This is a genomic window from Pseudomonas sp. FG86 (assembly GCF_057808775.1).
Genome location: NZ_JBMDIS010000001.1, coordinates 221,238 through 246,875, shown reverse-complemented (window position 1 = coordinate 246,875; position 25,638 = coordinate 221,238). Strand labels below are relative to the sequence as shown.

The 25,638-nt window shown below is 61.3% G+C and carries 21 protein-coding genes; 8 read left to right on the top strand and 13 right to left on the bottom strand.

Features of this window, described 5'->3' with window-relative positions; all coding sequences use genetic code 11:
* Positions 1-22 precede the first annotated feature (22 nt).
* Positions 23-1,273, bottom strand: coding sequence for a benzoate/H(+) symporter BenE family transporter (locus tag ACODSV_RS01075; protein ID WP_150054426.1), 1,251 nt, complete (start codon positions 1,271-1,273; stop codon positions 23-25).
* 142 nt (positions 1,274-1,415) lie between these two features.
* On the opposite strand from ACODSV_RS01075, the gene pdxR reads away from it, so the two are divergent.
* Entirely contained in the window at positions 1,416-2,915 is a 1,500-nt protein-coding gene (gene pdxR / locus ACODSV_RS01070) for a MocR-like pyridoxine biosynthesis transcription factor PdxR (protein ID WP_150054425.1), read from the top strand.
* A 20-nt stretch (positions 2,916-2,935) separates the two neighbouring features.
* Here the strand turns inward: pdxR and ACODSV_RS01065 are convergent, their stop codons facing one another.
* Both ACODSV_RS01065 and ACODSV_RS01060 read right to left on the bottom strand, forming a co-directional pair.
* A complete protein-coding gene (locus ACODSV_RS01065; RefSeq protein WP_024078074.1) occupies positions 2,936-4,912 on the bottom strand; it encodes a methyl-accepting chemotaxis protein in 1,977 nt (658 codons plus the stop codon).
* A 177-nt stretch (positions 4,913-5,089) separates the two neighbouring features.
* A complete protein-coding gene (locus tag ACODSV_RS01060; RefSeq protein WP_150054424.1) occupies positions 5,090-6,010 on the bottom strand; it encodes a LysR substrate-binding domain-containing protein in 921 nt (306 codons plus the stop codon).
* A 152-nt stretch (positions 6,011-6,162) separates the two neighbouring features.
* On the opposite strand from ACODSV_RS01060, the gene ACODSV_RS01055 reads away from it, so the two are divergent.
* Positions 6,163-7,566, top strand: a complete 1,404-nt coding sequence (locus ACODSV_RS01055) for a NorM family multidrug efflux MATE transporter (RefSeq protein ID WP_150054423.1) — start codon at positions 6,163-6,165, stop codon at positions 7,564-7,566.
* A gap of 9 nt (positions 7,567-7,575) precedes the next feature.
* Here ACODSV_RS01055 and ACODSV_RS01050 read toward each other — a convergent pair whose 3' ends face one another.
* The gene (locus tag ACODSV_RS01050; RefSeq protein WP_024078077.1) at positions 7,576-9,240 is read right to left on the bottom strand and encodes a putative bifunctional diguanylate cyclase/phosphodiesterase; all 1,665 of its coding nucleotides are present in this window, start codon (positions 9,238-9,240) and stop codon (positions 7,576-7,578) included.
* Between the two features lie 254 nt (positions 9,241-9,494).
* Between ACODSV_RS01050 and rep the strand changes: the two genes are divergently transcribed.
* Both rep and ACODSV_RS01040 read left to right on the top strand, forming a co-directional pair.
* Positions 9,495-11,504, top strand: coding sequence for a DNA helicase Rep (rep, locus tag ACODSV_RS01045; protein WP_024078078.1), 2,010 nt, complete (start codon positions 9,495-9,497; stop codon positions 11,502-11,504).
* A gap of 58 nt (positions 11,505-11,562) precedes the next feature.
* The gene (locus ACODSV_RS01040) at positions 11,563-12,135 is read left to right on the top strand and encodes a xanthine phosphoribosyltransferase (RefSeq protein WP_024078079.1); all 573 of its coding nucleotides are present in this window, start codon (positions 11,563-11,565) and stop codon (positions 12,133-12,135) included.
* A 148-nt stretch (positions 12,136-12,283) separates the two neighbouring features.
* Here ACODSV_RS01040 and ACODSV_RS01035 read toward each other — a convergent pair whose 3' ends face one another.
* From ACODSV_RS01035 to dadA, 6 genes are all read right to left on the bottom strand, one after another.
* Positions 12,284-14,206: an acetyl-CoA hydrolase/transferase C-terminal domain-containing protein gene (locus ACODSV_RS01035; RefSeq protein ID WP_150055497.1), complete on the bottom strand. Its 1,923-nt coding sequence runs from the start codon at positions 14,204-14,206 to the stop codon at positions 12,284-12,286.
* A gap of 137 nt (positions 14,207-14,343) precedes the next feature.
* On the bottom strand, positions 14,344-14,808 hold the full coding sequence (locus ACODSV_RS01030; protein ID WP_172831364.1) for a c-type cytochrome: 465 nt from the start codon (positions 14,806-14,808) through the stop codon (positions 14,344-14,346).
* Positions 14,809-14,978: 170 nt separating this feature from the next.
* A complete protein-coding gene (locus ACODSV_RS01025) occupies positions 14,979-15,527 on the bottom strand; it encodes a cupin domain-containing protein (protein WP_003176893.1) in 549 nt (182 codons plus the stop codon).
* A gap of 116 nt (positions 15,528-15,643) precedes the next feature.
* Entirely contained in the window at positions 15,644-16,717 is a 1,074-nt protein-coding gene (alr, locus tag ACODSV_RS01020; RefSeq protein ID WP_150055499.1) for an alanine racemase, read from the bottom strand.
* An 80-nt stretch (positions 16,718-16,797) separates the two neighbouring features.
* On the bottom strand, positions 16,798-17,151 hold the full coding sequence (locus ACODSV_RS01015; RefSeq protein ID WP_024078083.1) for a RidA family protein: 354 nt from the start codon (positions 17,149-17,151) through the stop codon (positions 16,798-16,800).
* Positions 17,123-18,424 carry a D-amino acid dehydrogenase gene (gene dadA, locus ACODSV_RS01010; protein WP_024078084.1) on the bottom strand — a complete coding sequence of 434 codons (1,302 nt, stop codon included), beginning with the start codon at positions 18,422-18,424 and terminating at the stop codon, positions 17,123-17,125. The genes ACODSV_RS01015 and dadA overlap by 29 nt, the downstream gene beginning before the upstream one ends.
* A 155-nt stretch (positions 18,425-18,579) precedes the next feature.
* Here dadA and ACODSV_RS01005 point away from each other — a divergent pair, with 155 nt between their 5' ends.
* On the top strand, positions 18,580-19,068 hold the full coding sequence (locus ACODSV_RS01005) for an Lrp/AsnC ligand binding domain-containing protein (RefSeq protein WP_003176896.1): 489 nt from the start codon (positions 18,580-18,582) through the stop codon (positions 19,066-19,068).
* A 60-nt stretch (positions 19,069-19,128) separates the two neighbouring features.
* Here the strand turns inward: ACODSV_RS01005 and ACODSV_RS01000 are convergent, their stop codons facing one another.
* Positions 19,129-19,482 (bottom strand): YkgJ family cysteine cluster protein, encoded by a 354-nt coding sequence (locus ACODSV_RS01000; RefSeq protein WP_017135860.1) that lies wholly within the window; start codon positions 19,480-19,482, stop codon positions 19,129-19,131.
* Positions 19,483-19,597: 115 nt separating this feature from the next.
* Between ACODSV_RS01000 and ACODSV_RS00995 the strand changes: the two genes are divergently transcribed.
* On the top strand, positions 19,598-20,890 hold the full coding sequence (locus ACODSV_RS00995; protein ID WP_150295514.1) for an NAD(P)/FAD-dependent oxidoreductase: 1,293 nt from the start codon (positions 19,598-19,600) through the stop codon (positions 20,888-20,890).
* Here ACODSV_RS00995 and ACODSV_RS00990 read toward each other — a convergent pair whose 3' ends face one another.
* Positions 20,891-21,115, bottom strand: a complete 225-nt coding sequence (locus ACODSV_RS00990) for a DUF1127 domain-containing protein (RefSeq protein WP_024078086.1) — start codon at positions 21,113-21,115, stop codon at positions 20,891-20,893.
* A gap of 165 nt (positions 21,116-21,280) precedes the next feature.
* On the opposite strand from ACODSV_RS00990, the gene ACODSV_RS00985 reads away from it, so the two are divergent.
* Positions 21,281-22,705, top strand: coding sequence for an aminotransferase-like domain-containing protein (locus ACODSV_RS00985; RefSeq protein WP_150056380.1), 1,425 nt, complete (start codon positions 21,281-21,283; stop codon positions 22,703-22,705).
* A 62-nt stretch (positions 22,706-22,767) separates the two neighbouring features.
* Positions 22,768-24,336, top strand: coding sequence for a phospholipase D family protein (locus ACODSV_RS00980; RefSeq protein WP_069077270.1), 1,569 nt, complete (start codon positions 22,768-22,770; stop codon positions 24,334-24,336).
* A 62-nt stretch (positions 24,337-24,398) separates the two neighbouring features.
* On the opposite strand, the gene ACODSV_RS00975 is transcribed toward ACODSV_RS00980, so the two are convergent.
* Positions 24,399-25,541 (bottom strand): MFS transporter, encoded by a 1,143-nt coding sequence (locus ACODSV_RS00975; RefSeq protein ID WP_150056379.1) that lies wholly within the window; start codon positions 25,539-25,541, stop codon positions 24,399-24,401.
* Positions 25,542-25,638: the final 97 nt, after the last annotated feature.

Below are 25,638 nucleotides of genomic sequence, written 5' to 3'. Positions count from 1 at the left end.
GTTAACGGCTGATTGGCGCGCATCATTGGGCCGCTCCCTTCGCCGTCACCACCGCCTCGGAGACCGGCGCCACAGTCGCCCGGCGACGGGGCAAGCGGCCGTTCAGCAGCACATACGCGGCCAATCCGATCAACAACCCCCAAAACGCTCCACCGATCCCCAGCAGGGTGATGTTTGCGGCGCAGGCCAGAAAGGTGATCAGCGCAGCTTCACGGGATCGGGTGTCCGCCATGGCGTTGGCCAGGCTGGTGCCAATGGTGCCCAACAGCGCCAAGCCGGCCAACGTGGTGATAAACGCCGACGGGAACGCCATGAATACGGCGGCCAACGTCACCCCGAACACCCCTACAAGGATATAGAACACCCCAGCGGCAACACCCGCGAGCCAACGTTTGGACGGGTCTTCCGAGGCTTCCTTGCCCGTGCAGATGGCCGCCGTGATGGCCGCGATGTTGAACGCGTGCGAGCCGAATGGCGCCATCAACAGCGAGCCCAGCCCGGTCACTGCCAGGATGGGGTTGGCGCTGGTCTTGAAGCCATCATTGCGCAACACCAGCATGCCCGGCATGTACTGGCCCGTGAGGGTGATCAGGAACAGCGGCAATGCCACACTGAGCAGCGCATTGACGGAGAATTCAGGCTGGGTGAAAACCGGCGCGGCCCATTGCAGGGACAATCCCGATAGATCCACTCGCCCTTGCACCAGCAGCAATACCAGCCCGAGCACCAGAATTCCGACGACCGCGTAGCGCGCGGTAAACCGCTTGAACCCAACGTAAGCGGCAATCAGCAACCCCACCAGGGCAGGGTCCAGGCTCATGCCACTGAATGCGCCGATCCCGAACTGCAGCAGAATGCCGGCCAGCATGGCGGCCGCAATGCCTGGCGGAATCAACCGAATGACTTTTTCAAAGCAGCCGGACAACCCGAGCAGCACAAATGCCACGGCCGAAATGATGTACGCACCGACCGCCTCGGCATAAGGCGTGGTCGACAATGCGACGATCAGAAACGCCGCCGCGGGAGTCGACCACGCGGTGATGATCGGCTCACGACTCACCCAACTGAGAGCCAGCCCCGTCACCCCAACACCGATCGACACCGACCAGACCCACGAAGCGGTCAGCTCCGCGCTGAGCCCGGCCACCTTGGCGGCCTGGAACACCAGGATGAACGTACCGCCATAATTGACGATGACTGAAATCAGACCGGCTACCAGGGGGTGAAACAGGTCGCGTGGGCGCAGCGAAGACGACGATATCGAAGAAGACATGAGGGCATTGCTCCTTGCCATACGAGAAATTGAGCCTCACGCAGTGGGTTGTCCGCCAACGTGAAGGCTGTGGCTCGGGTCCAAGTCTACGGATAGACTGGCCTGCCATTACCGGCCAATTCTTCGAGGAAAGGCAGACCGCATGGCGAAAACGTTCGAGCTTGAAACCCTGAAAATGCGCCTTGACGATGTGCAGCTCCAGGGGTTGGGCCTGCACCAGCGAATTCAACGCGCGCTGCGGGCGTTGATCCTCGACGGGGCACTGGCGCCCGGCCTGAAGCTGCCCGCGACGCGGGTGTTGGCCAAGTCATTGGGGATCGCACGCGATACGGTGGAGAACGCCTACGTGCAGTTGCAGCGCGATGGCTTTATCGCGCGGCGCGAGGGCTCCGGCAGTTATGTGTGCGAGGCCCTCGGCACCGAATTGCGCGGCGGGTCCGGCCGCCGTATCAAGGCGCAGGCAGGCAAAAGCAGTCTCGCGCCCCTCGGCACCGGCTTGAGCCAGCGCGGACGGATGATCCTCGACAGCGGTGGCGTAAACGACCAGCAGGTGATCAAAGCCTTCGCCACGGGCCTGCCTGAAACCCGCTCCTTTCCCACCGACGTCTGGGAACGCCTGCAACGTCAGGTGATGAGGGACTCTCGCAGCAGCGTGCTGTTGCACGGCGACCCGCAAGGGGCCGAGCCGTTGCGCAAAGCCATCGCTACGTATTTGAACCTTGAACGCGGCGCCCAGTGTTCGCCCGACCAGATCCTGGTGCTGAGCAGCACGCGCCAGGCGCTTTTTCTATGCGCGCAGTTGCTGGTGGACGTCGGCCAGCCGATCCTGCTGGAAAACCCGGGCTACTACGGCGCCAGGAAGGCTTTTGAAACCGCCGAGGCCAAGGTCGTGCCCATCGATGTCGATGAATCGGGCATCCGCACCGACCTGCTGCACGCCGACCGCAGCGGCGCCCACTGCGTGTATGTCACGCCCTCCCATCAATACCCGACCGGCGCCACGCTGACACTGGAACGGCGGCTTGAGCTGATCAACTGGGCGGCGGAAAAAGGCAAATGGGTCATCGAAGATGACTACGACAGCGAGTTCCACTACGACGGCAAACCCACGGCCTGTGTACAGGGCTTGGACAAGTACCAGCGCACGCTTTACCTCGGTACCTTCAGCAAGACCCTCTTCCCCGGGCTGCGCATGGGCTACATGGTGCTGCCCCCTGCGCTGGTCAAAGCCTTCACCTATGCTCGCAGCATGATGGACGGCCACACGCCTCAACTCCTGCAATTGACCCTGGCGCGTTTTATGGAGGACGGTCATTACAACGCCCATGTGCGCGCAATGCGCAAACTCTACGCCGGGCGCCAAACCGTCATGCTCGATGCCATCGGCAAGCACCTGGGCGGCGTGGTCACGGCATGCCGCCCCCAAGGCGGGCTGCAAATTCCCTGCGTGCTCCATGAGGGTTGGTCGGAAGAAAAAACCATCCACAAGGCCGCCAGCGCGGGTGTGCAACTGTCCGGCCTGAGTCGGCTATACGCCGGCACCGCACAGAAACAGGGCTGGCTATTGGGCTACTCGTCCTTGACCGCCCATGAAATCGAAATCGCCATGCTGCGCCTGGCTAACGCGCTCAAGACCCGCTAGACACACGCCCTGGGCCGCCTTCAACGAAAACGATCCACCTCGTGCCGCAAGCTTGCCGCCAGCGTCTCCAGTTCCTTGGCGGTAATGGCCAGGTTGGACACCACCTCACGCTGCTCGCTGTTGGCCAGCGCAATGCTCTGCAAGTTGCTGCTCAGCAAGGTCGCCGTGCTGCTCTGTTCCTGGGTGGCGGTGGTGATCGCAGCAAACTGCTGACCGGCCGAGCGGCTTTGCTCGTCGATCCGCGCCAGCGCCGAAGCCACGTCGGCATTACGCGCCAGGCCTTCCTGCATCAGTGCATTGCCGTGTTCCATGGTGCTGATGGCGTTGCCGGTTTCCTGCTGGATGCTCTGGATCATCCCGGAAATTTCGTCGGTCGCCTGGCGGGTGCGCGACGCCAGGTTGCGCACTTCATCGGCCACCACCGCAAAGCCACGGCCTTGTTCACCGGCGCGGGCGGCTTCAATGGCGGCGTTCAGTGCCAGCAGGTTGGTCTGTTCGGCAATCGCGGTGATCACCCCGACGATGCCGCCAATTTCCTGGGAGCGCTGGCCCAGGGTGTTGATGACGGTGGCAGTGCTGTTCAGCGCGGTCGCGATATGCTCCAGGGACGACGACGCCTCTTGCATGGACGTGCGCCCGATACGGGTCTGCTGGGCATTTTCCTGGGCCAGGCGTTCGGTATTGCCCATGTTGTCAGCGATATTCAGTGAGGTGGCGCTGAACTCTTCGACCGCGCCGGCCATGCTGGTGATCTCGCCAGACTGCTGCTCCATGCCTTCATAGGCGCCGCCGGATAACCCGGACAGTGCCTGGGCACGGCCGTTGACCTCTTCAGCCGCCTTGCGGATATGCGAAACCATGGTCGACAGCGCTTCCCCCATCTGGTTGAAGCTGCGTGCCAGTTGGCCGATCTCGTCATGGCTGGACACATTGAGGCGTACGCTCAAGTCACCCGCGCCCAGGGCTTCGGCCTGGCGTACCAGGTCACTCAAGGGGGCCAGCTTGCTGCGCAACAACCAGACCGTTGCCCCCACCGCCAGCAGCATCGCCAGCACACTGCCGATCACCAGGCGAATACCGACGCCCCAGGTCACCGAGCGAATCTCGGCCTTGGGCATGCTCGCAACCACCGACCACGGGCCGCCCTCGAACGGCACCGAGACGCTGTAGAAATCTTCGTTCTTGTCGCTCCAGAAGCGGCCCTTGCCTGGGGTCTTGGCCAGGTCCAGCATCACCGGAACCGCTTGATCCAGCGCCTGCACGCCAGCGGGTGGCACCAGCCAGCGTTTCTGTTCATCCAACAGGGCCAGTGAACCGGTCTGGCCGATGCGGAAGCGCTTGAGGTTGTCGAACTGCGCGTTCTGCGCGTCGGTGTAGTCGAAGCCGACAAACAACACCGCGATAACTTTGCCAGCCGCGTCACGCACGGGCGTGTACTGGGTCATGTAGGAACGTTCGAACAACACGGCGCGGCCGACATAACTCTGCCCCGCGAGCAGTCGCTGATAGGCCGGGTGCTGGTGGTCCAGGGCCGTACCGATGGCGCGGCTGCCATCCTGTTTGGTCAGGGAGGTGCTGATGCGGATAAAGTCTTCGCCGCTGCGCACAAACACGGTGGCCACGCCGCCGGAGGTGTCCTTGAATTCATCGACCTCATCGAAATCATTGTTCAACAGGTCACTGCCCAGGTAGAGGGCCGGGGTCTGTACGCCAGCCACAGCCATCTGCTGATCACCGTGCACGCTCAAACCCGCGCCGAAACGCTTTTCAAACAGCCCGCTCAAACGCTGAGTGCTCTCGCGCAAGGTGCTGTGAAAGGTATTGAGTTGGTCGGCAAGCAAGCGCGCCTCGCTGGCCAAGTGCTCCTCGCGGGTGTCGAGGTTGGCGGAGTCAAGGGAACGCAAGGCGAAAACAGTGCTGCCGCTGATAACGACAGCCAGAATCACGGCTAATGCAAGACCTAACTGGGAAGCGATCCGGGCACGAGGTTGAGACATGACAGCTCCTGGCCGAGGCCAGGATCATCCTGATCTCATAGCGCTGCTCGGCGAATTATCTGGTGGGTAACGTTGGTGCACGATAGTTCCAACACCCCTACTTCGGCGGGCTTGGGCAATACTTGAGCTATTCACAGGGGTATCACGCAAACGGTTGCGAGAAAGCGCTGAAGCGATTCAATCGAGACGCTCGACTGCTGGCAGCACCATCGCCTGCACTTCGCCCTGCAGAAACTCCGCCAGCCGACGCAAGCGCTCGCCACCCGGGCGGGTTTTCGGCCACACCAGATAGTAACTTTCACCACTGGCGACAGCCGTTGGCCACGGCAGGCTCAGCCGTCCCTGGGCGACGTCCTCGGCCACCATCAGTAAATCGCCCATGGACACCCCGTAGCCGCGCGCGGCGGCGATCATGCCCAGTTCCAGGGTATCGAACACCTGCCCACCCTTGAGCGACACCTGGGAAGCCAGGCCCATGCGCTCCAGCCAACTGCGCCAGTCCCGACGGTCGGGCGTGGGGTGCAGCAACTCGGCGGTGGCCAGGCGGTTCACATCCCAGGGACCGTCACTCAACAGGTTCGGCGCACCCACCGGAATCAATAACTCCGGGAACAGGTAGCTGGCCTCCCAATCCGCCGGAAAATGCCCATCGCTCAACAACACCGCGCAATCGAATGGCTCCTGATTGAAGTCCACTTCATCCACGCTCATCCATGCGCTGGTCAGTTGCACCTCGTTGCCCGGCTGCAAATGCCGGAAGCGACTCAGGCGCGCCAGCAGCCAGCGCATGGTCAAGGTGGACGGCGCTTTCATACGCAGGATGTCGTCTTCGGCATTGAGGGTATGACAGGCCCGTTCCAGCGCGGCAAATCCCTCGCGCACACCAGGCAACAGCAGGCGCGCGGCTTCGGTGAGCTGCAGGTTACGGCCGCTGCGCTGGAACAGGCGGCAGGCGAAGTGCTCTTCCAGGGTGCGGATGTGCCGGCTCACTGCGCTTTGCGTAATCGACAGTTCTTCAGCGGCGCGGGTGAAGGAGTTGTGCCGCGATGCGGCTTCAAAGGCCCGCAAGGCATACAGCGGAGGAAGACGACGAGACATAGGGAAAGCTCCGACAGCGCAATGGGCAAACCCTACCAGAATCAATCAGGCATGAGTTTTAATCATGCAAACGATCGCTTTTATCCCTTTGTGCAATGGGCTGAGAGCGCCGAGAATCAACCCCTCCCCAATTCTCTGACTTTCTGAGCGTGATGATCATGCGGCATCCGGCACGTACCGAACTCTGGGCCATTCTGCGGTTGTCAGGGCCGTTGATTGCCTCCCAGTTGGCGCACATGCTGATGGTGCTGACCGACACCCTGATGATGGCGCGCCTGAGCCCTGAAGCCCTGGCCGGCGGCGGCCTCGGCGCGGCGACGTATTCGTTCGTAGCGATTTTTTGCATCGGCGTGATTGCCGCCGTGGGCACCCTGGTTGCCATCCGCCACGGCGCGGGCGATATCGAAGGCGCCACGCGCCTGACCCAGGCCGGGCTATGGCTCGCGTGGCTGATGGCGCTGGTGGCGGCCTTGCTGCTGTGGAACCTCAAGCCGGTGCTGTTGATGTTCGGCCAAACCGAAACCAACGTGCATTCGGCGGGGCAATTCCTGACGATCCTACCGTTCGCCCTGCCCGGCTACCTGAGTTTCATGGCGCTGCGCGGTTTTACCAGCGCCATCGGCAAGGCCACACCGGTCATGGTGATCAGCCTCGGCGGCACGGTGGTCAACTACTTGCTCAACCATGCCTTGATCGAAGGCATGTTCGGCTTGCCGAAACTTGGCTTGATGGGCATCGGCCTGGTCACGGCGATCGTCGCCAACAGCATGGCACTGGCGCTGATGTGGTACATCCGCAGCAACCGGGCGTATGCGGCCTACCCGCTAAGCAGCGGCCTGCTGCGTCTCAACACTCAATACCTGCGCGAGCTGTGGCGCCTGGGCCTGCCGATTGGCGGTACTTATGCAGTGGAAGTCGGGCTGTTTGCCTTCGCCGCACTGTGCATGGGCACCATGGGCAGTACGCAATTGGCGGCGCATCAGATTGCCCTGCAGATAGTTTCGGTGGCATTCATGGTTCCGGCGGGGTTGTCCTACGCGGTGACCATGCGCATCGGCCAGCATTATGGCGCCGCCCAACTGCTGCAGGCGCGCATGGCTGGCCGAGTCGGCATCGGCTTTGGCGCAGTGGTGATGCTGGGGTTTGCCCTGGTGTTTTGGCTGTTTTCAGACCCGCTGATCGGACTGTTCCTCGACCATAACGACCCGGCGTTTCACGATGTCATCGTGCTGGCTGTCAGCCTGCTGGCCGTCGCCGCCTGGTTCGAGCTGTTCGACGGCGTGCAGACCATCGCCATGGGCTGTATCCGCGGGCTCAAAGACGCCAAGACCACGTTCCTGGTGGGGCTTGGCTGCTACTGGTTGATCGGCGCGCCCTCCGCCTGGTTGATGGCCTTCACCTTGGGCTGGGGGCCGACTGGCGTATGGTGGGGCTTGGCGCTGGGCCTGGCCTGCGCGGCCGTCAGCCTGACGTGGGCGTTTGAGGCAAAAATGAAACGCATGATTCGCCAGGAGCCTGAAACACAGCCAGCATTTCAGACCGTACAGACAGAATAAAAACCCTGCTCAACCCAGCAACGCCTGCTGGCTTTTCCCGAACGTCAGGTATTCCACCAACTCGGGCAACGGCAGCGGCTTGCTGATCAGGTAACCCTGGGCCTGATCGCAACCGAACAAGCGCAAGAGCGCAAGCTGTTCCGGGGTTTCGACACCTTCGGCCACCACTTCAAGATTCAGGTTGTGCGCCAGGTTGATCATCGCGTGCACCAGCTTGCGGTTCTCTTCCCGCTCCTCCATTCCACCGACAAAGCTCTTGTCGATCTTCAACAAGGCAATCGGCAGGCTGTTGAGGTGCACGAACGACGAAAAGCCGGTGCCGAAGTCATCCAGGGAAAACCGCACACCGAGGCGGCCAAGGGCATCCATGGTCTGCTTGACCAGGTCACTGCGCCGCATGACAGCGGTTTCCGTCAGTTCGAATTCAAGCCATTGCGCATCCACACCGCACTCCGCAATCAGTCGGCTCAGGGTCGAGAGCAACTGACTGTCCTGGAACTGGCGAAACGACAGATTGACCGCCATGTGCAATGCCGGCAGGCCACGTTCGCGCAGGTCTTGCATGTCACGCAGGGCACGGGCGATCACCCAGTAGCCCAGCGGTACGATCAGGCCACTCTGTTCGGCCAAGGGCACGAACTCGCTGGGCGGCAACAGGCCGCGCTCACCGTGGCGCCAGCGCACCAAGGCTTCCAGGCCGACGATATGCCCGTCGTCCAGGTCCAGGCGCGGCTGGTAGTGCAGCTCCAGCTCGTCACGGCGCAAGGCGCGCCGCAGTTCGCTTTCCAGGTCGGCCAGGCTGCGGGCGTTGCGGTTGATACGTTCGTTGAAGATATGAAACGTGCAGCCCTGGGTACTCTTGGCCTGCTGCATGGCGATGTGGGCATGCCACATCAGCGGGTCGGCGCCCGCGCGAGCACGGGCGTGCGCCACGCCCAGGCTGCAACCGATCAGCAGGCTTTCGCCGTCCACCCAATAAGGCTCGGCCATGACTTCGGTGATGCGTTCGGCCATCCATTCGGCACGCTGAGGAGCGCGACGGGTGTCGATCAGCAACGCGAACTCGTCGCTGCCCAGGCGCGCCAGTTGGTCGCCGGCCTCAAGCTGGCTCTTGAGCCGCGAGACCACTTGCAGGATCAGTCGGTCGCCGGCCTGGTGACCGAGGGCATCGTTGGCATGGCGGAAGTTATCGAGGTCCAAATGACCGAGGGCCAGGCCGCGGCCGTCGTTCTCAGCCAGGCGCGCAGCCAGCAGGGTCTGGAAACCCTGGCGGTTGGCGATGCCTGTGAGCGGGTCCTGTTCGGCCAGGCGTTGCAGGGTGTTTTCCAACAGGCCACGCTCGCGCACATGGCGCAGGCAGCGGCGCAGGGTGTCGGCGTCCAGGGCATGACGGACCAGCCAGTCACTGACCCCCAGTGGCGCAACCAGAGGCTCCTCCTCCAGCAACAACACGCACGGCAGGCTGCAACGCCCAGGGCCGGGTTGCAGGCAGGGCGTGGTCAACAGCACGGCAGTGTGGTCGTCATCGAATAGACGACTCACCGAGTCCCAGTTGGGTGCGCTGATCAGCACAGCCCCATCGCCCATCGGCGCCAGGCACTCGCGCAACAACGCTGCCCACGCTGGCTCATCGGCCAGTAGCAGCAAACGCAAGGGTTCGACAGGCGTAGACAAGCTAGCTCCCTAGACTCTGCAAAATATCGATGGCGGTGGGCATTATGACGTGCGGTCTGATAATCACCAACGATAGGGGTTATCAAATGCGCAGACTGTAAACATTCGTATAAATACACACACATCCTGCGGCAAAGTATCAAAACCGGCAAATTTAGATCGAGTGGTACGTCACACCGTCGATCCAGGGCAGCAGAATCTTGCCAGCCTGTTAAAATGCCCGCCCTTTTGAACAACGACTCCTGAAATTCCGTATGTCCCGACTCAATCCCCGGCAGCAAGAAGCCGTGAACTACGTCGGCGGCCCTCTATTGGTGCTCGCCGGTGCAGGCTCCGGCAAGACCAGCGTGATCACCCGCAAGATCGCGCACCTGATCCAGCAGTGCGGCATCCGCGCCCAGTACATCGTCGCCATGACCTTTACCAACAAGGCGGCGCGGGAAATGAAAGAGCGTGTCGGCACCCTGCTAAAGGGTGGCGAAGGCCGTGGCCTCACCGTGTGCACCTTCCACAACCTGGGCCTGAACATCATCCGCAAGGAGCATGTGCGGCTGGGCTACAAACCGGGCTTTTCGATCTTTGACGAGACCGACGTCAAAGCCCTGATGACCGACATCATGCAGAAGGAATACGCGGGCGACGACGGCGTCGACGAGATCAAGAACATGATCGGCGCCTGGAAAAACGACCTGATCCTGCCCGCCGAAGCCCTGGAAAACGCGCGCAACCCCAAGGAGCAGACTGCCGCCATCGTCTACACCCACTACCAGCGCACGCTCAAGGCGTTCAACGCCGTGGACTTCGACGACCTGATCCTGTTGCCGGTCAAGCTGTTCCAGGAACACGCCGACATCCTCGAAAAGTGGCAGAACAAGGTGCGCTACCTGCTGGTGGACGAATACCAGGACACCAACGCCAGCCAGTACCTGCTGGTGAAGTTGCTGATCGGCACGCGCAACCAGTTCACCGTGGTCGGCGACGACGACCAGTCGATCTACGCCTGGCGCGGTGCCCGCCCGGAAAACCTGATGCTGCTCAAGGACGACTACCCGTCCCTGAAAGTGGTGATGCTGGAGCAGAACTATCGCTCCACCAGCCGAATCCTGCGTTGCGCCAACGTGCTGATCTCCAACAACCCCCACGAGTTTGAAAAACAACTGTGGAGCGAGATGGGCCACGGCGACGAGATCCGCGTGATCCGCTGCCGCAACGAGGACGCCGAAGCCGAGCGCGTGGCCGTGGAGATCCTCAGCCTGCACCTGCGCACCGACCGGCCCTACAGCGATTTCGCGATCCTCTATCGCGGCAACTACCAGGCCAAGCTGATCGAACTGAAATTGCAGCACCACCAGGTGCCGTATCGCCTGTCGGGCGGCAACAGCTTTTTCGGACGCCAGGAAGTCAAGGACCTGATGGCCTACTTCCGCCTGATCGTGAACCCGGACGACGACAATGCTTTCCTGCGCGTCATCAACGTGCCGCGCCGCGAGATTGGTTCCACCACCCTGGAAAAGCTCGGCAACTACGCCACCGAACGCAAGATCTCGATGTACGCCGCCACCGACGAAATCGGCCTGGGCGAACACCTGGACACGCGCTTCACCGATCGCCTGTCGCGCTTCAAGCGCTTCATGGACAAAGTGCGCGAACAGTGCGCCGGCGAAGACCCGATCAGCGCCCTGCGCAGCATGGTCATGGACATCGACTATGAAAACTGGCTGCGCACCAACAGCTCCAGCGACAAGGCCGCGGATTACCGCATGGGCAACGTCTGGTTCCTGATCGAAGCGCTGAAGAACACCCTGGAAAAAGACGAAGACGGCGAAATGACCGTCGAAGACGCCATCGGCAAGCTGGTGCTGCGCGACATGCTCGAACGCCAGCAGGAAGAGGAAGACGGCGCCGAAGGGGTACAGATGATGACCTTGCATGCATCCAAGGGCCTGGAATTCCCCTACGTGTTCATCATGGGCATGGAAGAGGAAATCCTCCCCCATCGCTCCAGCATCGAAGCCGACACCATCGAGGAAGAACGACGCCTGGCCTACGTGGGCATTACGCGCGCGCGTCAGACCCTGGCCTTCACCTTTGCCGCCAAGCGCAAGCAATACGGCGAAATCATCGATTGTGCCCCCAGCCGGTTCCTGGATGAACTGCCGCCGGACGACCTGGCCTGGGAAGGCAATGACGACACCCCGACCGAGGTGAAGGCCGTTCGCGGCAACACCGCCCTGGCGGATATACGCGCGATGTTAAAGCGCTAGAATCGACTACTTTTCAATCTACTTTCGGCGCACAACGCGCCATTAGAGGAAGCTTTCCGTGGAAGCACTGCACAAGAAAATTCGCGAAGAAGGCATCGTGCTTTCCGATCAGGTACTCAAGGTCGACGCCTTTCTGAACCACCAGATCGACCCCGCGCTGATGAAGCTGATCGGCGATGAGTTCGCCGCGTTGTTCAAGGACTCGGGCATCACCAAGATCGTCACCATCGAAGCATCAGGGATTGCCCCAGCGATCATGACCGGCCTGAACCTCGGCGTGCCGGTGATTTTCGCCCGTAAGCAGCAATCCCTGACCCTCACCGAAAACCTGCTGTCGGCAACGGTGTATTCCTTCACCAAAAAAGTAGAAAGCACCGTGGCAATCTCGCCACGCCACCTGACCAGCAGTGACCGCGTGCTGATCATCGATGACTTCCTGGCCAACGGTAAGGCCTCCCAGGCCCTGATCTCGATCATCAAGCAGGCCGGCGCGACCGTTGCGGGCTTGGGGATTGTGATCGAGAAATCGTTCCAAGGCGGTCGGGCGGAGCTGGATGCGCAGGGTTATCGGGTTGAGTCGCTGGCGCGTGTGCAGTCGCTGGAAGGTGGCGTCGTTACCTTCATCGAGTAATTTGCTACACAGCAAATGCCAGGTGAGCACAGATCAAAATGTGGGAGGGGGCTTGCCCCCGATAGCAGTGGGTCAGCCAACACATTTGGTGACTGATACACCGCTATCGGGGGCAAGCCCCCTCCCACATTTGGTTTTGTGTTGGTTTTTAGTGCGCGGTAGCCTGGAGGCCGGCAAGCAACAAACGCTGGTAGAGGTCCTCCTTCAAACCCTCCGGCTTATCCAACCGCATCCGCACCAGATGTTCAGGAAACGCCTCCGGCTCCGGTGCATCCAGCGCCGCCTTGCCCAACTCCAGAATCTCCGTCAGTTTGAATTTGCTCTTGAGCCAGTTCAACGCGCGCAACAGATCCCGCTCCTCATCGGTGAAATCAGTACCCAGCGGATATTCCGGAAACAGTCGGCGATGCCGCGCCTGGATACCTTGGAGCCGCTCCGGCGTGTTGTCGCTGAAGCGTGGGTCCAGTTGGAAATCCTTGGGCAACTTGCCGGCCTTTTGCGCCTGCTCGATCAAGTCGGCCTGGAAGCGTGAGTCGGTAACGTTGAGCAACGCCTCGATCACCTTGGCATCGGTCTGCCCACGCAGGTCGGCAATGCCGTATTCAGTGATGACGATATCCCGCAGGTGCCGTGGGATGGTGCAATGGCCGTACTCCCAGACAATATTGGAACTGACCTCGCCCCCCGCCTCGCGCCAACTGCGCAGGATCAGGATCGATCGCGCGCCTTCCAGCGCATGGCCCTGGGCAACAAAGTTGTACTGCCCGCCCACGCCGCTGAGCACGTGACCACCTTCCAGTTGGTCGGCAACCCCGGCACCGAGCAATGTCACCGCAATCGCGCTGTTGATAAACCGCGCATCCAGGCGCTGTAAACGCTTGAGCTCTTCCTGCCCGTACAGCTCGTTGATGTAGCTGATGCGGGTCATGTTGAATGCCTGGCGCTTGGCGTAGGTCATCTCCTGCAAGCGCTGGTAAAAACTGCGCGGCCCGAGGAAGAAGCCGCCGTGGATCGAGACACCGTCGGGTTGTGCCGCGTCGTCAAGGAGCCCGGCATTGGCTTGTGCCTGGGTTGCCACATCGGGGTAGACCTTGCGTCGCACAATTCCCGCATCCGCCAGCACCAGCAGACCGTTGACGAACATTTCGCTACAGCCGTAAAGACCGCGGGCGAAGGGATCGACACCCCCCTCACGACTGATCAGTGGCGCCCACTGGTACACATCCAGGTCCGTCAGCAGCAAGCGATAGGCTTCGTTGTCGGCCTGGCGCGCCAATAGCGCGGCCGTCAGCGCATCGCCCATCGAGCCGATGCCGATCTGCAAGGTTCCCCCATCACGCACCAGGGTGCTGGCGTGCAGGCCGATAAAGTGATCCTGGAACCCCACGGGCATGTTCGGCGTGGAGAATAAGGTGGTGCTGTCCTTTTCATCGAGCAGGTAGTCGAACTCGTCCATGCCCAGCTCGGCATCGCCAGGCATGTAGGGCAAATCGCTGTGGACCTGGCCAACCACCAGAATGGTTTCCCCTGCGGCGCGACGCTTGGCGATCATCGGCAACAGGTCGAGGGTGATGTCGGGGTTGCAGCTCAGGCTCAGGCGATCGGGGTGTTCGGCGCTGCTGGCCACCAACTGCGCCACCAGGTTGAGGCCGGCGGCATTGATGTCGCGTGCGGCATGGCTGTAGTTGCTACTCACGTAATCCTGCTGCGCCGAGGTGCTGTGGAGCAAGCTGCCAGGCTGCATGAAAAACTGCTGCACGTGGATATTCGCCGGCAGACTGTCCTTGTGCAGGTCGGCGAGAAAATCCAGCTCGGGGTAATCGCCAAACACCCGCTCGATAAAGGGTTCGAGAAAGCGCTTCTGCAAGCCATCGCCCAAGGCCGGACGGCCCAGGCTCAGCGCGGTGTAGATCGTCAGCGCCCGCTCCGGCAGCTTGGCGATACGCCGGTACAGCGCATTGGCGAACAGGTTCGGCTTGCCCAGTCCCAAGGGCATGCCCATGTGGATATGCGCCGGCAAGCGTGCCAGTACGTCGTCAACTGCTTGCTCGATTGAACACAACTGCACCATCCGACCCTCCTGAACATTCCGTTATTAGGGGTTTGACCGAGCTTGCAGGGTCTTTGCTGCAAAGAACAGCCTCGAAACACACATTACGGGCACAAAAAAGCCGCTCGTAAGCGGCATTTTTGACGAAGATCGGCTGATTACAGACCGGACATCTTCTTGATCGCACCTTCAAGGTCTTCGAGGCTGCAATCAGCACACGTCCCCATCGGAGGCATGGCGTTCAAGCCATGCTTGGCGACCTGGGCCAACCCCTTGGTGCCTTTCTGCGGGTCCTCGATCTTGAGTTCCGCCAATACAGTATCCAGATGACCTACCCGCTCTTTCCAGGCAGCGGTATCACCGATCTTCGGAGCATTCAGCAGGCCGGTGCCGTGGCATGCGTTGCAGTGCTTGGCGATCACATCATCAGGCGTTTTAGCTGCGCCCCCGCCACCAGCAGCCACAGCCACCTCCATCCCCTTGCATTCCTGCCCCTGGACGCAAACCTGGCCTACAGGCTCCAGGCGCTTGGCAATGTCATCATTGGTCGCAGCTTGAGCGCTGACAGCCCATAGGGCCAGTACGGTTGCTGGTGCAGCCAGCATTTTCATAATTAGGTTCACGCGTTCACCCTCAATGGTGGCTATTCACGCCTGCGGCCACGGTTTCGCAGGCGGCGAAAGTATAACGGTTAGCCCGCCTGGCTGAAACAACCCCATTAAATAAAGGGAGATTCAGCCTGGCGGAATACGGCTGCGGGAACCTCTGCAACGCTGGCAGGGCGCCTCTGTTGTTAAAAGTTCGCGGGTGTGGCTGCGCTGATTAGTCGCGCCGGCACGTCGAACGGATTGCGAAAACGATGGGGCTTGGTGCTTTCAAAGTAGTAGCTATCGCCGGCTTCGAGCACAAAAGTTTCAAGACCGACAACCAACTCCAGTCGACCTTCCACCAGAATCCCGGTTTCTTCGCCTTCGTGGGTGAGCATTTCTTCGCCGGTGTCGGCGCCTGGCGGGTAGATTTCATTGAGAAATGCGATGGCCCGGCTCGGGTGCGCCCGGCCCACCAGTTTCATGGTGACGGCACCGTCGGAGATGTCGATCAGCTCATTGGCTTTATAGACGATCTGTGTCGGTATTTCCTGGAGGATCTCTTCAGAAAAAAACTCGACCATCGACATAGGGATGCCGCCCAGCACCTTGCGCAAGGAACTGATGGAAGGGCTGACACTGTTTTTTTCGATCATCGAAATGGTGCTGTTGGTGACACCCGCGCGCTTGGCGAGCTCGCGCTGGGAAAGACCCTTCAGTTTACGGATGGATTGCAGTCGTTCGCCGACGTCCAATGCGGGAGCCTCCTAGGATTCAGGCTTTGTTGTAATTGAGCGTTATCATGGCGACAGCGTTCAGTATTTACAACACTTGGGCCTAAATCCTGGCCCGCTCCGTTCGTCGAGGCCGATCAAGTCCCGGAATAGAGCCTTGGCACACGGCGAAGGTTGCAGAAGATCTGGTAAGGAATGGTCTCGGCGGCGACCGCAACATCACTGGCAAGAATATTCTTGCCCCACAGTTCCACAGTGGAACCGAGTCCGGCCTGGGGCACATCGGTGAGGTCGACGCATAGCATGTCCATGGACACACGCCCCAGCAACTGGCTGCGCTGCCCCGCCACCAGCACCGGCGTGCCCGTTGGCGCATGGCGTGGGTAGCCGTCCGCGTACCCCATAGCGACCACGCCAATGCGCATCGGTTTTGGCGTGATGAACTTGGCGCCGTAGCCCACCGGCTCGCCGGCCGGTAGTTCACGCACGCAGATGACTTTCGACTCCAGGGTCATCACCGGCTGCAAACGCGCGGCGACGGCCTGGTCTTCGCCAAACGGCGTCGCACCGTACAGCATGATGCCTGGCCGAACCCAATCGCTGGATACATTTGGCCAGCCCATCACCGAAGGCGAGTTACGCAGGCTGACCTCGGCTGACAAGCCCTGGCGCGCGGCCTCAAACACGGCTACCTGTTCATTGCTGCGCACACAATCGAGCTCATCGGCGCGAGCGAAATGGCTCATCAATACAATCTTGGCGACTTTGCCACTGGCCAGCAGCCGCTGGTACGCCGCAGGGTAATCCTTGGGATGCAGGCCCACGCGATGCATACCCGAGTCCAGCTTGAGCCAGATGGTCAGCGGCTTGCTCAGGGTGGCCTGTTCGATAGCTTCCAGTTGCCACAGCGAATGCACCACGCACCAGAAATCATGCTCAATGATCAGCGGCAGCTCATCGGCTTCGAAAAAACCTTCCAGCAATAACACCGGTGCGCGAATGCCGGCAGCTCGCAGTTCCAGTGCTTCTTCGATGCAGGCCACGGCAAACCCGTCGGCCTCGGCTTCCAACGCCTGGGCCACACGCACGGCACCATGGCCGTAGGCATCGGCCTTGATCACGGCGAGGGCCTTGGCCCCCGTGACTTCACGGGCCAATTGATAGTTGTGGCGCAGGGCTTGGAGGTCGATCAGGGCACGGGCTGGACGCATGGCGGCAGGCTTCTAGGCGGCAGAGTGGAGAAAAAACCGGCGCCGACTAACCGCGTCGGCACCGGGAGAGGGATCGTTGTTTATGGCAAAGCGGCCACGACGGACAGCTCTACCAGGATTTCCGGTTCGCACAGTTTCGCTTCAACCGTGGCACGGGCCGGGGCAGCACCTTTGGGCAACCACTTGTCCCATACCGCGTTCATACCGGCGAAGTCGGCATCGATGTCTTTCAGGTAGATCGTCACCGACAGCAACTTGGTCTTGTCGGTACCCGCCAGGTCCAGCAGGCGCTCGATATTGGCCAGGGTTTCACGGGTCTGCTGTTCAATCCCGGCGCTCATGTCGTCGCCGACTTGGCCTGCCAGATACACGGTACCGCTGTGGACAACGATCTGGCTCATGCGCTCATTGGTGAGCTGGCGCTGGATTGACATGTTTTGCGGACTCCTGGTGGTTGCCGTAACGGGAAATATCGAGGCCTTCGGCGCTGATCTGCGGGGTTTTCTTCGCCATCAGGTCAGCCAGCAAGCGGCCAGAGCCACAGGCCATGGTCCAACCGAGGGTGCCGTGGCCGGTATTGAGGAACAGATTCTTGAACGGGGTGGCGCCGACAATCGGTGTGCCGTCGGGTGTGGTCGGGCGCAGGCCGGTCCAGAAAGTGGCTTCAGTCAAATCGCCGCCCTGAGGATAAAGGTCGTTGACGATCATCTCCAGGGTTTCACGCCGACGCGGGTTAAGCGACAGGTCAAAACCGGCAATTTCAGCCATGCCACCCACGCGGATGCGGTTGTCGAAACGGGTGATCGCGACCTTGTAGGTTTCGTCGAGAATAGTCGAGGTGGGGGCCATCGCCGGGTTGGTGATCGGCACGGTCAACGAGTAGCCCTTGAGCGGGTACACCGGGGCCTTGATCCCCAACGGCTTGAGCAACTTCGGCGAGTAACTGCCAAGAGCCAGCACGTAGCGGTCGGCGGTTTCCAGCTTGCCGTCGATCCACACACCGTTGATGCGGTCGCCAGCGTAGTCGAGGCGCTGGATGTCCTGTTCGAAGCGGAACTCCACGCCCAGTTGCCTGCACATGTCGGCCAGGCGGGTGGTGAACATCTGGCAGTCGCCGGTCTGGTCGTTGGGCAGGCGCAGGGCACCGGCGAGGATATCGGTGACACTGGCCAAGGCTGGCTCAACACGGGCGATACCGGCGCGGTCGAGCAGCTCGAACGGCACCCCGGATTCTTTCAATACGGCGATGTCCTTGGCGGCGCCATCGAGCTGGGCCTGGGTGCGGAACAGCTGGGTGGTGCCGAGGCTGCGGCCTTCGTAGGCGATGCCGGTCTCGGCGCGCAGTTCGTCGAGGCAATCGCGGCTGTACTCGGACAGGCGCACCATGCGCTCCTTGTTCACCGCGTAGCGGCTGGCGGTGCAGTTACGCAGCATCTGCGCCATCCACAAGTATTGATCAATATCGGCCGTGGCCTTGATCGCCAGCGGGGCGTGGCGTTGCAGCAGCCACTTGATAGCCTTGAGGGGCACACCCGGCGCGGCCCATGGCGAGGCGTAGCCTGGGGACACCTGGCCGGCGTTGGCGAAACTGGTTTCCATGGCAGCGGCAGGCTGACGGTCGACCACGACGACTTCAAAGCCAGCCCGCGCCAAATAGTAGGCACTGGTCACACCAATGACGCCGCTACCCAAGACCAGAACGCGCATTTTTATATCCTCATCGCGGCTTGACCGCCGACGTGTGTTGTTCGAGCAATGATGTGCGCAGTATAAAAAGCAATCGCCAGTGCATTTCACTATATAACTGCCTATATTTGGCGACAATTCTCGGCAAAAACCCTTTTCACAGAGGCGTATCCCCTATGCGTACCAACACTCAGACCAAGCGGGAGCTGGACAAGATCGATCGCAACATCCTGCGCATCCTGCAAACCGACGGGCGAATTTCGTTCACCGAGCTGGGGGAAAAGGTCGGGCTCTCCACCACGCCGTGCACCGAGCGGGTACGGCGGCTGGAGCGCGAAGGGATCATCATGGGCTACAACGCACGGCTCAACCCCCAGCATTTGAAGGGAAGTTTGCTGGTATTTGTCGAGATCAGCCTCGATTACAAATCCGGCGACACCTTTGAAGAGTTCCGCCGCGCCGTGCTGAAACTGCCCCATGTGCTGGAATGCCACCTGGTGTCGGGGGACTTTGACTACCTGGTGAAAGCGCGGATTTCCGAGATGGCGTCGTACCGCAAATTGCTCGGCGATATCCTGCTCAAGCTGCCCCACGTGCGGGAGTCGAAGAGCTATATCGTGATGGAAGAGGTGAAAGAGAGCCTGAACCTGCCGATTCCGGACTGACTGACACAACGGGGTCAAAGGTGGGAGCAAGCCCCTCCCACATTTTGACCGCGTACATCGTTAGACCAGCACCTGCCGGGTACTCGCCATGTATTCATGGATCTGCTTCTCCACCCGTGGGTGAATCAGCTCCACCGGCCGCCGCCCATTGGGGCAAGGCAAGGTCTTGGTGGTGCCGAAAAGCCTGCAGATCAACGGCCGCTCGTCATACACCGTGCAGCCATTGGGCCCCAGGTGCACACAGTTCAGCTCGTCCATGGCGGCTTCCTGCTCGGCCGCGGTTTTGCGCGGCAGGCGGGACATTTCCTCGGGCGATGTAGTCACCGGCCCACAGCAATCGTGGCAACCGGGAACGCACTCGAACGAAGGAATCTGTCGGCGCAGCGCACTGATTTTCTGGCTGTTGCAACTCATCGAAACACGTACCGAACGGCGAATAGACGTAGATTCTGAAGCAAAACGCCCTGCGCAGACAGCTTCGTCCGACCGCTGTATCCTGCGTCAAATTTTCCAAACAGGGATGTTCCCCATGACTGCCAGCGCCCGGCACACCGCTTCCTACTACGCCGCCAGCAGCGTGCCGCAACCGGAATACCCGATGTTGACCGGCGAGGTGAGCGCTGATGTGTGCGTGATCGGCGGCGGTTTCTCCGGGCTCAATACGGCCCTGGAGTTGGCTGAGCGCGGCTTCAGCGTGGTGCTGCTGGAGGCGCGCAAGATCGCCTGGGGCGCCAGCGGGCGTAATGGCGGCCAGTTGATTCGCGGTGTCGGCCACGGGCTGGAGCAGTTCGCCAACGTGATTGGTAACGACGGCGTGCGCCAGATGAAACTCATGGGCCTGGAGGCCGTGGAGATCGTGCGTGAACGCGTCGAACGCTACCAGATCCCTTGCGACCTGACCTGGGGCTATTGCGACCTGGCCAACAAACCCCGCGACCTGCATGGCCTGGCCGAAGACGCCGAAGAACTGCGCAGCCTGGGTTATCGCCACGAAGTGCGCCTGTTGCAAGCCAGTGAGATGGGCAGCGTGATCGGCTCCGACCGCTACGTGGGCGGCATGATCGACATGGGCTCCGGCCATCTGCACCCGCTGAACCTGGCACTGGGTGAAGCGGCAGCCGCCGGGCAATTGGGCGTGCGCCTGTTCGAGCAGTCCGAAGTGACGCGCATCGACTATGGCCCCGAGGTCAACGTGCACACCACTCAGGGCAACGTACGCAGCAAGACCCTGGTGCTGGCCTGCAACGCCTACCTGAACGGCCTCAACCCGCAACTGAGCGGCAAGGTGCTGCCCGCCGGCAGCTACATCATCGCCACCGAACCCTTGAGCCCGGTACAAGCCGCCAACTTGTTGCCGCAGAACATGGCGGTGTGTGACCAACGGGTGACCGTGGATTATTTCCGCCTGTCCGCCGATCGTCGCCTGCTGTTCGGCGGGGCCTGCCATTATTCCGGACGCGATCCCAAGGACATCGGCGCCTACATGCGGCCAAAGATGTTGCAGGTGTTCCCACAGCTGGCTGACGTGAAGATCGACTACCAATGGGGCGGCATGATCGGCATCGGCGCCAACCGCCTGCCGCAGATAGGCCGGTTGGCGGATCAACCCAATGTGTATTACGCCCAGGCCTACGCTGGCCATGGCCTCAACGCCACACACCTGGCCGGCAAACTGCTGGCCGAAGCCATCAGCGGCCAACAGCAGGGCCGCTTCGATCTGTTCGCCCAGGTGCCGCACATCACCTTCCCCGGCGGCAAGCACCTGCGTTCGCCGCTGTTGGCGCTGGGGATGCTCTGGCACCGCCTTAAAGAATGGGTCTGATCAATCACGCCAGAAAGGCTTCAGGCCTTCCTGGCGTGCTTGCTCTGGGGTCAACCCAACGTCACGCAACTGCTCGCGGGTCAAGTGCAGCAAGGCCTTGCGCGTATGGCGGCGGTGCCAGAACAGACTCCAGCGGCTGATCTCGCGCGGCGACGTCGCCCGCTCTTGTCCAGCCTGCAATTCCTGACTGTGTAACATCAGCCGCACATCACTCATGCCGTTCATTTTGCTGCCCCTCATTTGCTTGTTGCCATGAGTGACTAGAATGGGCGAGCAGGCAAAACCATTACAGATCCAACCCATCTTTATTAAATCCATACAGAAACTGCCCATGCGCGGCTGAATCCTGTATTTTTCCCCTATCTGTACTGGTCTCCCGGAGCGACCGCCATGACGCTTTACGTTAACCTCGCCGAATTACTGGGCACGCGCATTGAACAGGGTTTCTATCGCCCCGGCGATCGACTGCCGTCCGTACGCGCCTTAAGCGTCGAGCACGGGGTCAGCCTGAGCACCGTGCAGCAGGCCTATCGGTTACTGGAAGACAATGGCCTGGCAATGCCCAAGCCTAAGTCAGGCTACTTTGTACCGGTGGGTCGGGAGTTGCCGGCGCTGCCCGAGGTCGGCCGCCCGGCCCAGCGCCCGGTGGAAATCTCCCAGTGGGATCAGGTGCTGGAATTGATTCGCGCGGTCCCGCGTAAAGATGTCATACAGATGGGTCGCGGCATGCCGGATGTATTGTCACCCACCCTCAAGCCCCTGCTGCGCAGCCTGGCTCGCGTCAGTCGGCGCCAGGATCTGCCGGGGTTGTATTACGACAACATCCTCGGCTGTATGGAATTACGCGAGCAAATCGCCCGACTGTCATTGGATTCCGGCTGCCAACTGAGTGCCGAAGACATCGTGATCACCACCGGCTGCCATGAAGCGTTGTCCGCCAGCATCCGTGCGATCTGCGAGCCCGGGGATATCGTGGCGGTGGACTCACCCAGCTTCCACGGTGCCATGCAGACCCTCAAGGGCCTGGGCATGAAGGCGCTGGAAATCCCCACGGACCCGCTCACCGGCATCAGCCTGGAAGCCCTGGAACTGGCGCTGGAACAGTGGCCGATCAAGGTCATCCAACTGACCCCCAACTGCAACAACCCCCTGGGCTACATCATGCCGGAGGCCCGCAAGCGAGCGTTGCTGACCCTGGCCCAGCGCTTTGACGTGGCAGTCATCGAAGACGATGTGTACGGCGAACTGGCCTACAGCTACCCGCGTCCGCGCACCATCAAGTCCTTCGACGAGGATGGCCGCGTGCTGCTGTGCAGTTCGTTCTCAAAAACCCTGGCGCCAGGCCTGCGCATCGGCTGGGTCGCGCCGGGTCGCTATCTGGAGCGGGTGCTGCACATGAAATACATCAGCACCGGCTCCACCGCCACCCAGCCGCAGATCGCTATCGCCGAATTCCTCAAGGGCGGCCATTTCGAACCGCATTTGCGGCGGATGCGCACGCAATACCAGCGTAATCGCGACTTGATGCTCGACTGGCTCAGCCGATACTTCCCGGCGGGCACCCGCGCCAGCCGGCCGCAAGGCAGTTTCATGCTGTGGATAGAACTGCCGGAGGGCTTCGACACCCTCAAGCTCAACCGCGTGCTGATGGAACAAGGCGTACAGGTGGCGGTGGGCAGCATCTTTTCGGCTTCCGGCAAGTACAGAAATTGCCTACGCATGAACTACGCTGCCAAGCCAACGCCACAGATTGAAGAAGCCGTGCGCAAGGTCGGCACCGCCGCGAGCAAGTTGCTGGCCGAGGCGGCCGACTGACCTTTCTTGGGAAATTGCCGTCATATGCCGACAACCGCCCTGATCTGGAAGCGACTCCCTTGATGATTCGACGGCTTTTACCGTTTTTCCTGCTGGGAGCCCTGGCCCTGGGCGGTTGCGCCACGGTCAATGCGCCACGCATCCCCAGCGACGCCCTGCCAGCGAAGGATTCGTCGTTCGGCCGCTCGATCCAGGCCCAGGCCGCGCCCTACCAAGGCCGCTCTGGCTTTCGCCTGCTGCCCAACAGCAGTGAAGCGTTCATGGCCCGCGCCGAGCTGATCCGTAACGCCCAGACCAGCCTCGACCTGCAGTACTACATCGTCCACGACGGCATCAGCACGCGCATGCTGGTGGATGAACTGCTCAAGGCCGCTGATCGTGGTGTGCGGGTGCGCATCCTGCTGGACGACACCACCAGCGATGGCCTCGACCAGATCATCGCCACCCTCGCCGCTCATCCCCAGATCGAGATTCGCCTGTTCAATCCTCTGCATCTGGGGCGCAGCACCGGCGTAACACGGACCATGGGGCGGCTGTTCAACCTGTCGCTGCAACACCGGCGCATGCACAACAAACTGTGGGTGGCGGACAACAGCGTGGCCATCGTCGGTGGACGTAACCTCGGGGACGAGTATTTCGACGCCGAACCCAACCTCAACTTCACCGATATCGACATGCTCAGTGTGGGCCCGGTGGCCGAGCAGCTGGGCCACAGCTTCGACCAGTACTGGAACAGCGCCCTGAGCAAACCCATTAATGAGTTCATCTCCAACCTGCCATCCAAAGGTGACCTGGCGACTGCACGGCTTCTCCTGGAGGAATCCCTGGCCCAATCCCGCCAGCAAAACCACGCCCTGTACAACCGCCTACGCGCCTACAAGACCAAACCGCGCATGGACATCTGGCGCCGCGAGTTGATCTGGGCCTGGAACCAGGCGTTGTGGGACGCGCCGAGCAAGGTGCTGGCCAAGAATGATCCGGATCCTCGACTCCTGCTGACTACCCAACTGTCGCCGGAACTGGAAGGCGTCAACCACGAGCTGATCATGATCTCGGCGTACTTCGTGCCTGGGCAGCCTGGGCTGGTGTACCTCACCGGTCGCGCCGACGCCGGCGTGTCGGTCAGCCTGCTGACCAACTCCCTTGAAGCCACCGACGTACCCGCTGTGCATGGCGGCTACGAGCCGTATCGCAAGGCGCTGCTGGAACATGGGGTAAAACTCTACGAATTGCGCCGCCAACCGGGTGCCCCTGGCGCAGGCAGCGGCCCACACCTGTTTCGCCGCGGCACGTTCAAGGGCTCGGACTCCAGCCTGCACAGCAAAGCGATGATCTTTGATCGGACGAAGTCGTTTATCGGCTCATTCAACTTCGACCCGCGCTCAGTGTTGTGGAACACCGAAGTGGGCGTATTGGTCGACAGCCCCGAATTGGCGGAACACGTACGCAACCTGGCACTGCAAGGCATGGCACCCGCCTTGAGTTATGAGGCGAAATTGCAGAATGGCCAAGTGGTGTGGGTGACCGAGGATAACGGTCAGTTACACACCTTGACCCGCGAGCCGGGCAGTTGGTGGCGCCGGTTCAATGCGTGGTTCGCCAACTCGGTCGGCCTGGAACGCATGCTCTAAGAACAGCGAAGATCCAATGTGGGAGGAGGCAAGCCCCCCTCCCACAGTTGATTGCTTCCAGATCAAGCGGGCTGCGCAGCACCAAATGCGCCCTGGCGCAACAACAGCACCACCAGCCCCAGCGCCCCGGCCGCCATCAGCCAAGGCAGGGCATGCCCGCTGATCCACTGGCTGCCTGCACCCGCCACCAACGGCCCGATCAAGCAGCCGATCCCCCACAGCTGCGCGATATGGGCATTGGCGCGCACCAGCGCATCGTCACGGTAGCGCTCGCCAATCAGAATCAGCGACAAGGTGAACAACCCTCCGGCACTGGCGCCGAACAGCACCCACACCGGCCAGATCAACACCGTCTGCATCAACAACGGAATCGCCAGGCTCGACGCCAGCAACAGCAGCGCACAACTCAAGAACAGCGTGCGCCGCGGCAAGTAATCGGCCAAGGCACCGATGGGCAATTGCAGCAGCGCATCACCCACCACCACGGTGCTGACCATCGCCAAGGCTATCTCGGCGGTGAAGCCCTGCTGCAGGCAATACACCGGCAACAGTGTCAGAATCATCGCTTCGAACGCGGCGAATAACGCCACCGCCCAGGCAATCGCCGGCAGTGTCAGGCAGAAGCGCCACAGGTCGCCAAGGGTCACACTGAAGGAATCGGCAGTCGGCGCGCCGGAACGCCCCAGCAGCAACAGCGGCGCGACCATCAGCAGCCCCGCACCCACCCAGAGACCGTAGTCATGATCAGTGCCGATCACACCCAGCAGCAGTGGCCCTGACAGCTGGCTCAAGGCATAGCTGCAGCCGTACAGCGCCACCAGCCGGCCGCGCCACTGCTCCACTACCAATTGGTTGATCCAGCTTTCACCCAGGATAAACACGATGGTCAGGATCACCCCGATCATCAACCGCAGCACCAGCCACACCGGGTAGCTGGGCAGGATCGCCAGCAAACCGATGGACACTGCACCGGCCCATAGGCACACACGCATCAGGTTGGCAGTGCCCAGCCAAGAGGCCAGGCGGCTGGAGACCTTGGCACCCAGCAGCACACCAAAGGCCGGCATCGCGGCCATCACGCCAATGGCGAAACTGCCGTAGCCCCAGCCCTCAAGGCGCAGGGATACCAGTGGCATGCTCACGCCCAGCGCCAGGCCGACACTGAGTACCGAGGCCAGGACGGCGAAATAAGTCGCCCAACGCATTTCCACGCTCCTGTGGATAATTCTTGAGAACACACAAAACAGTGTGGGAGGGGGCTCGCCCCCGATTGCGGTGGATCAGTGAGCACTGTTAGTGCCT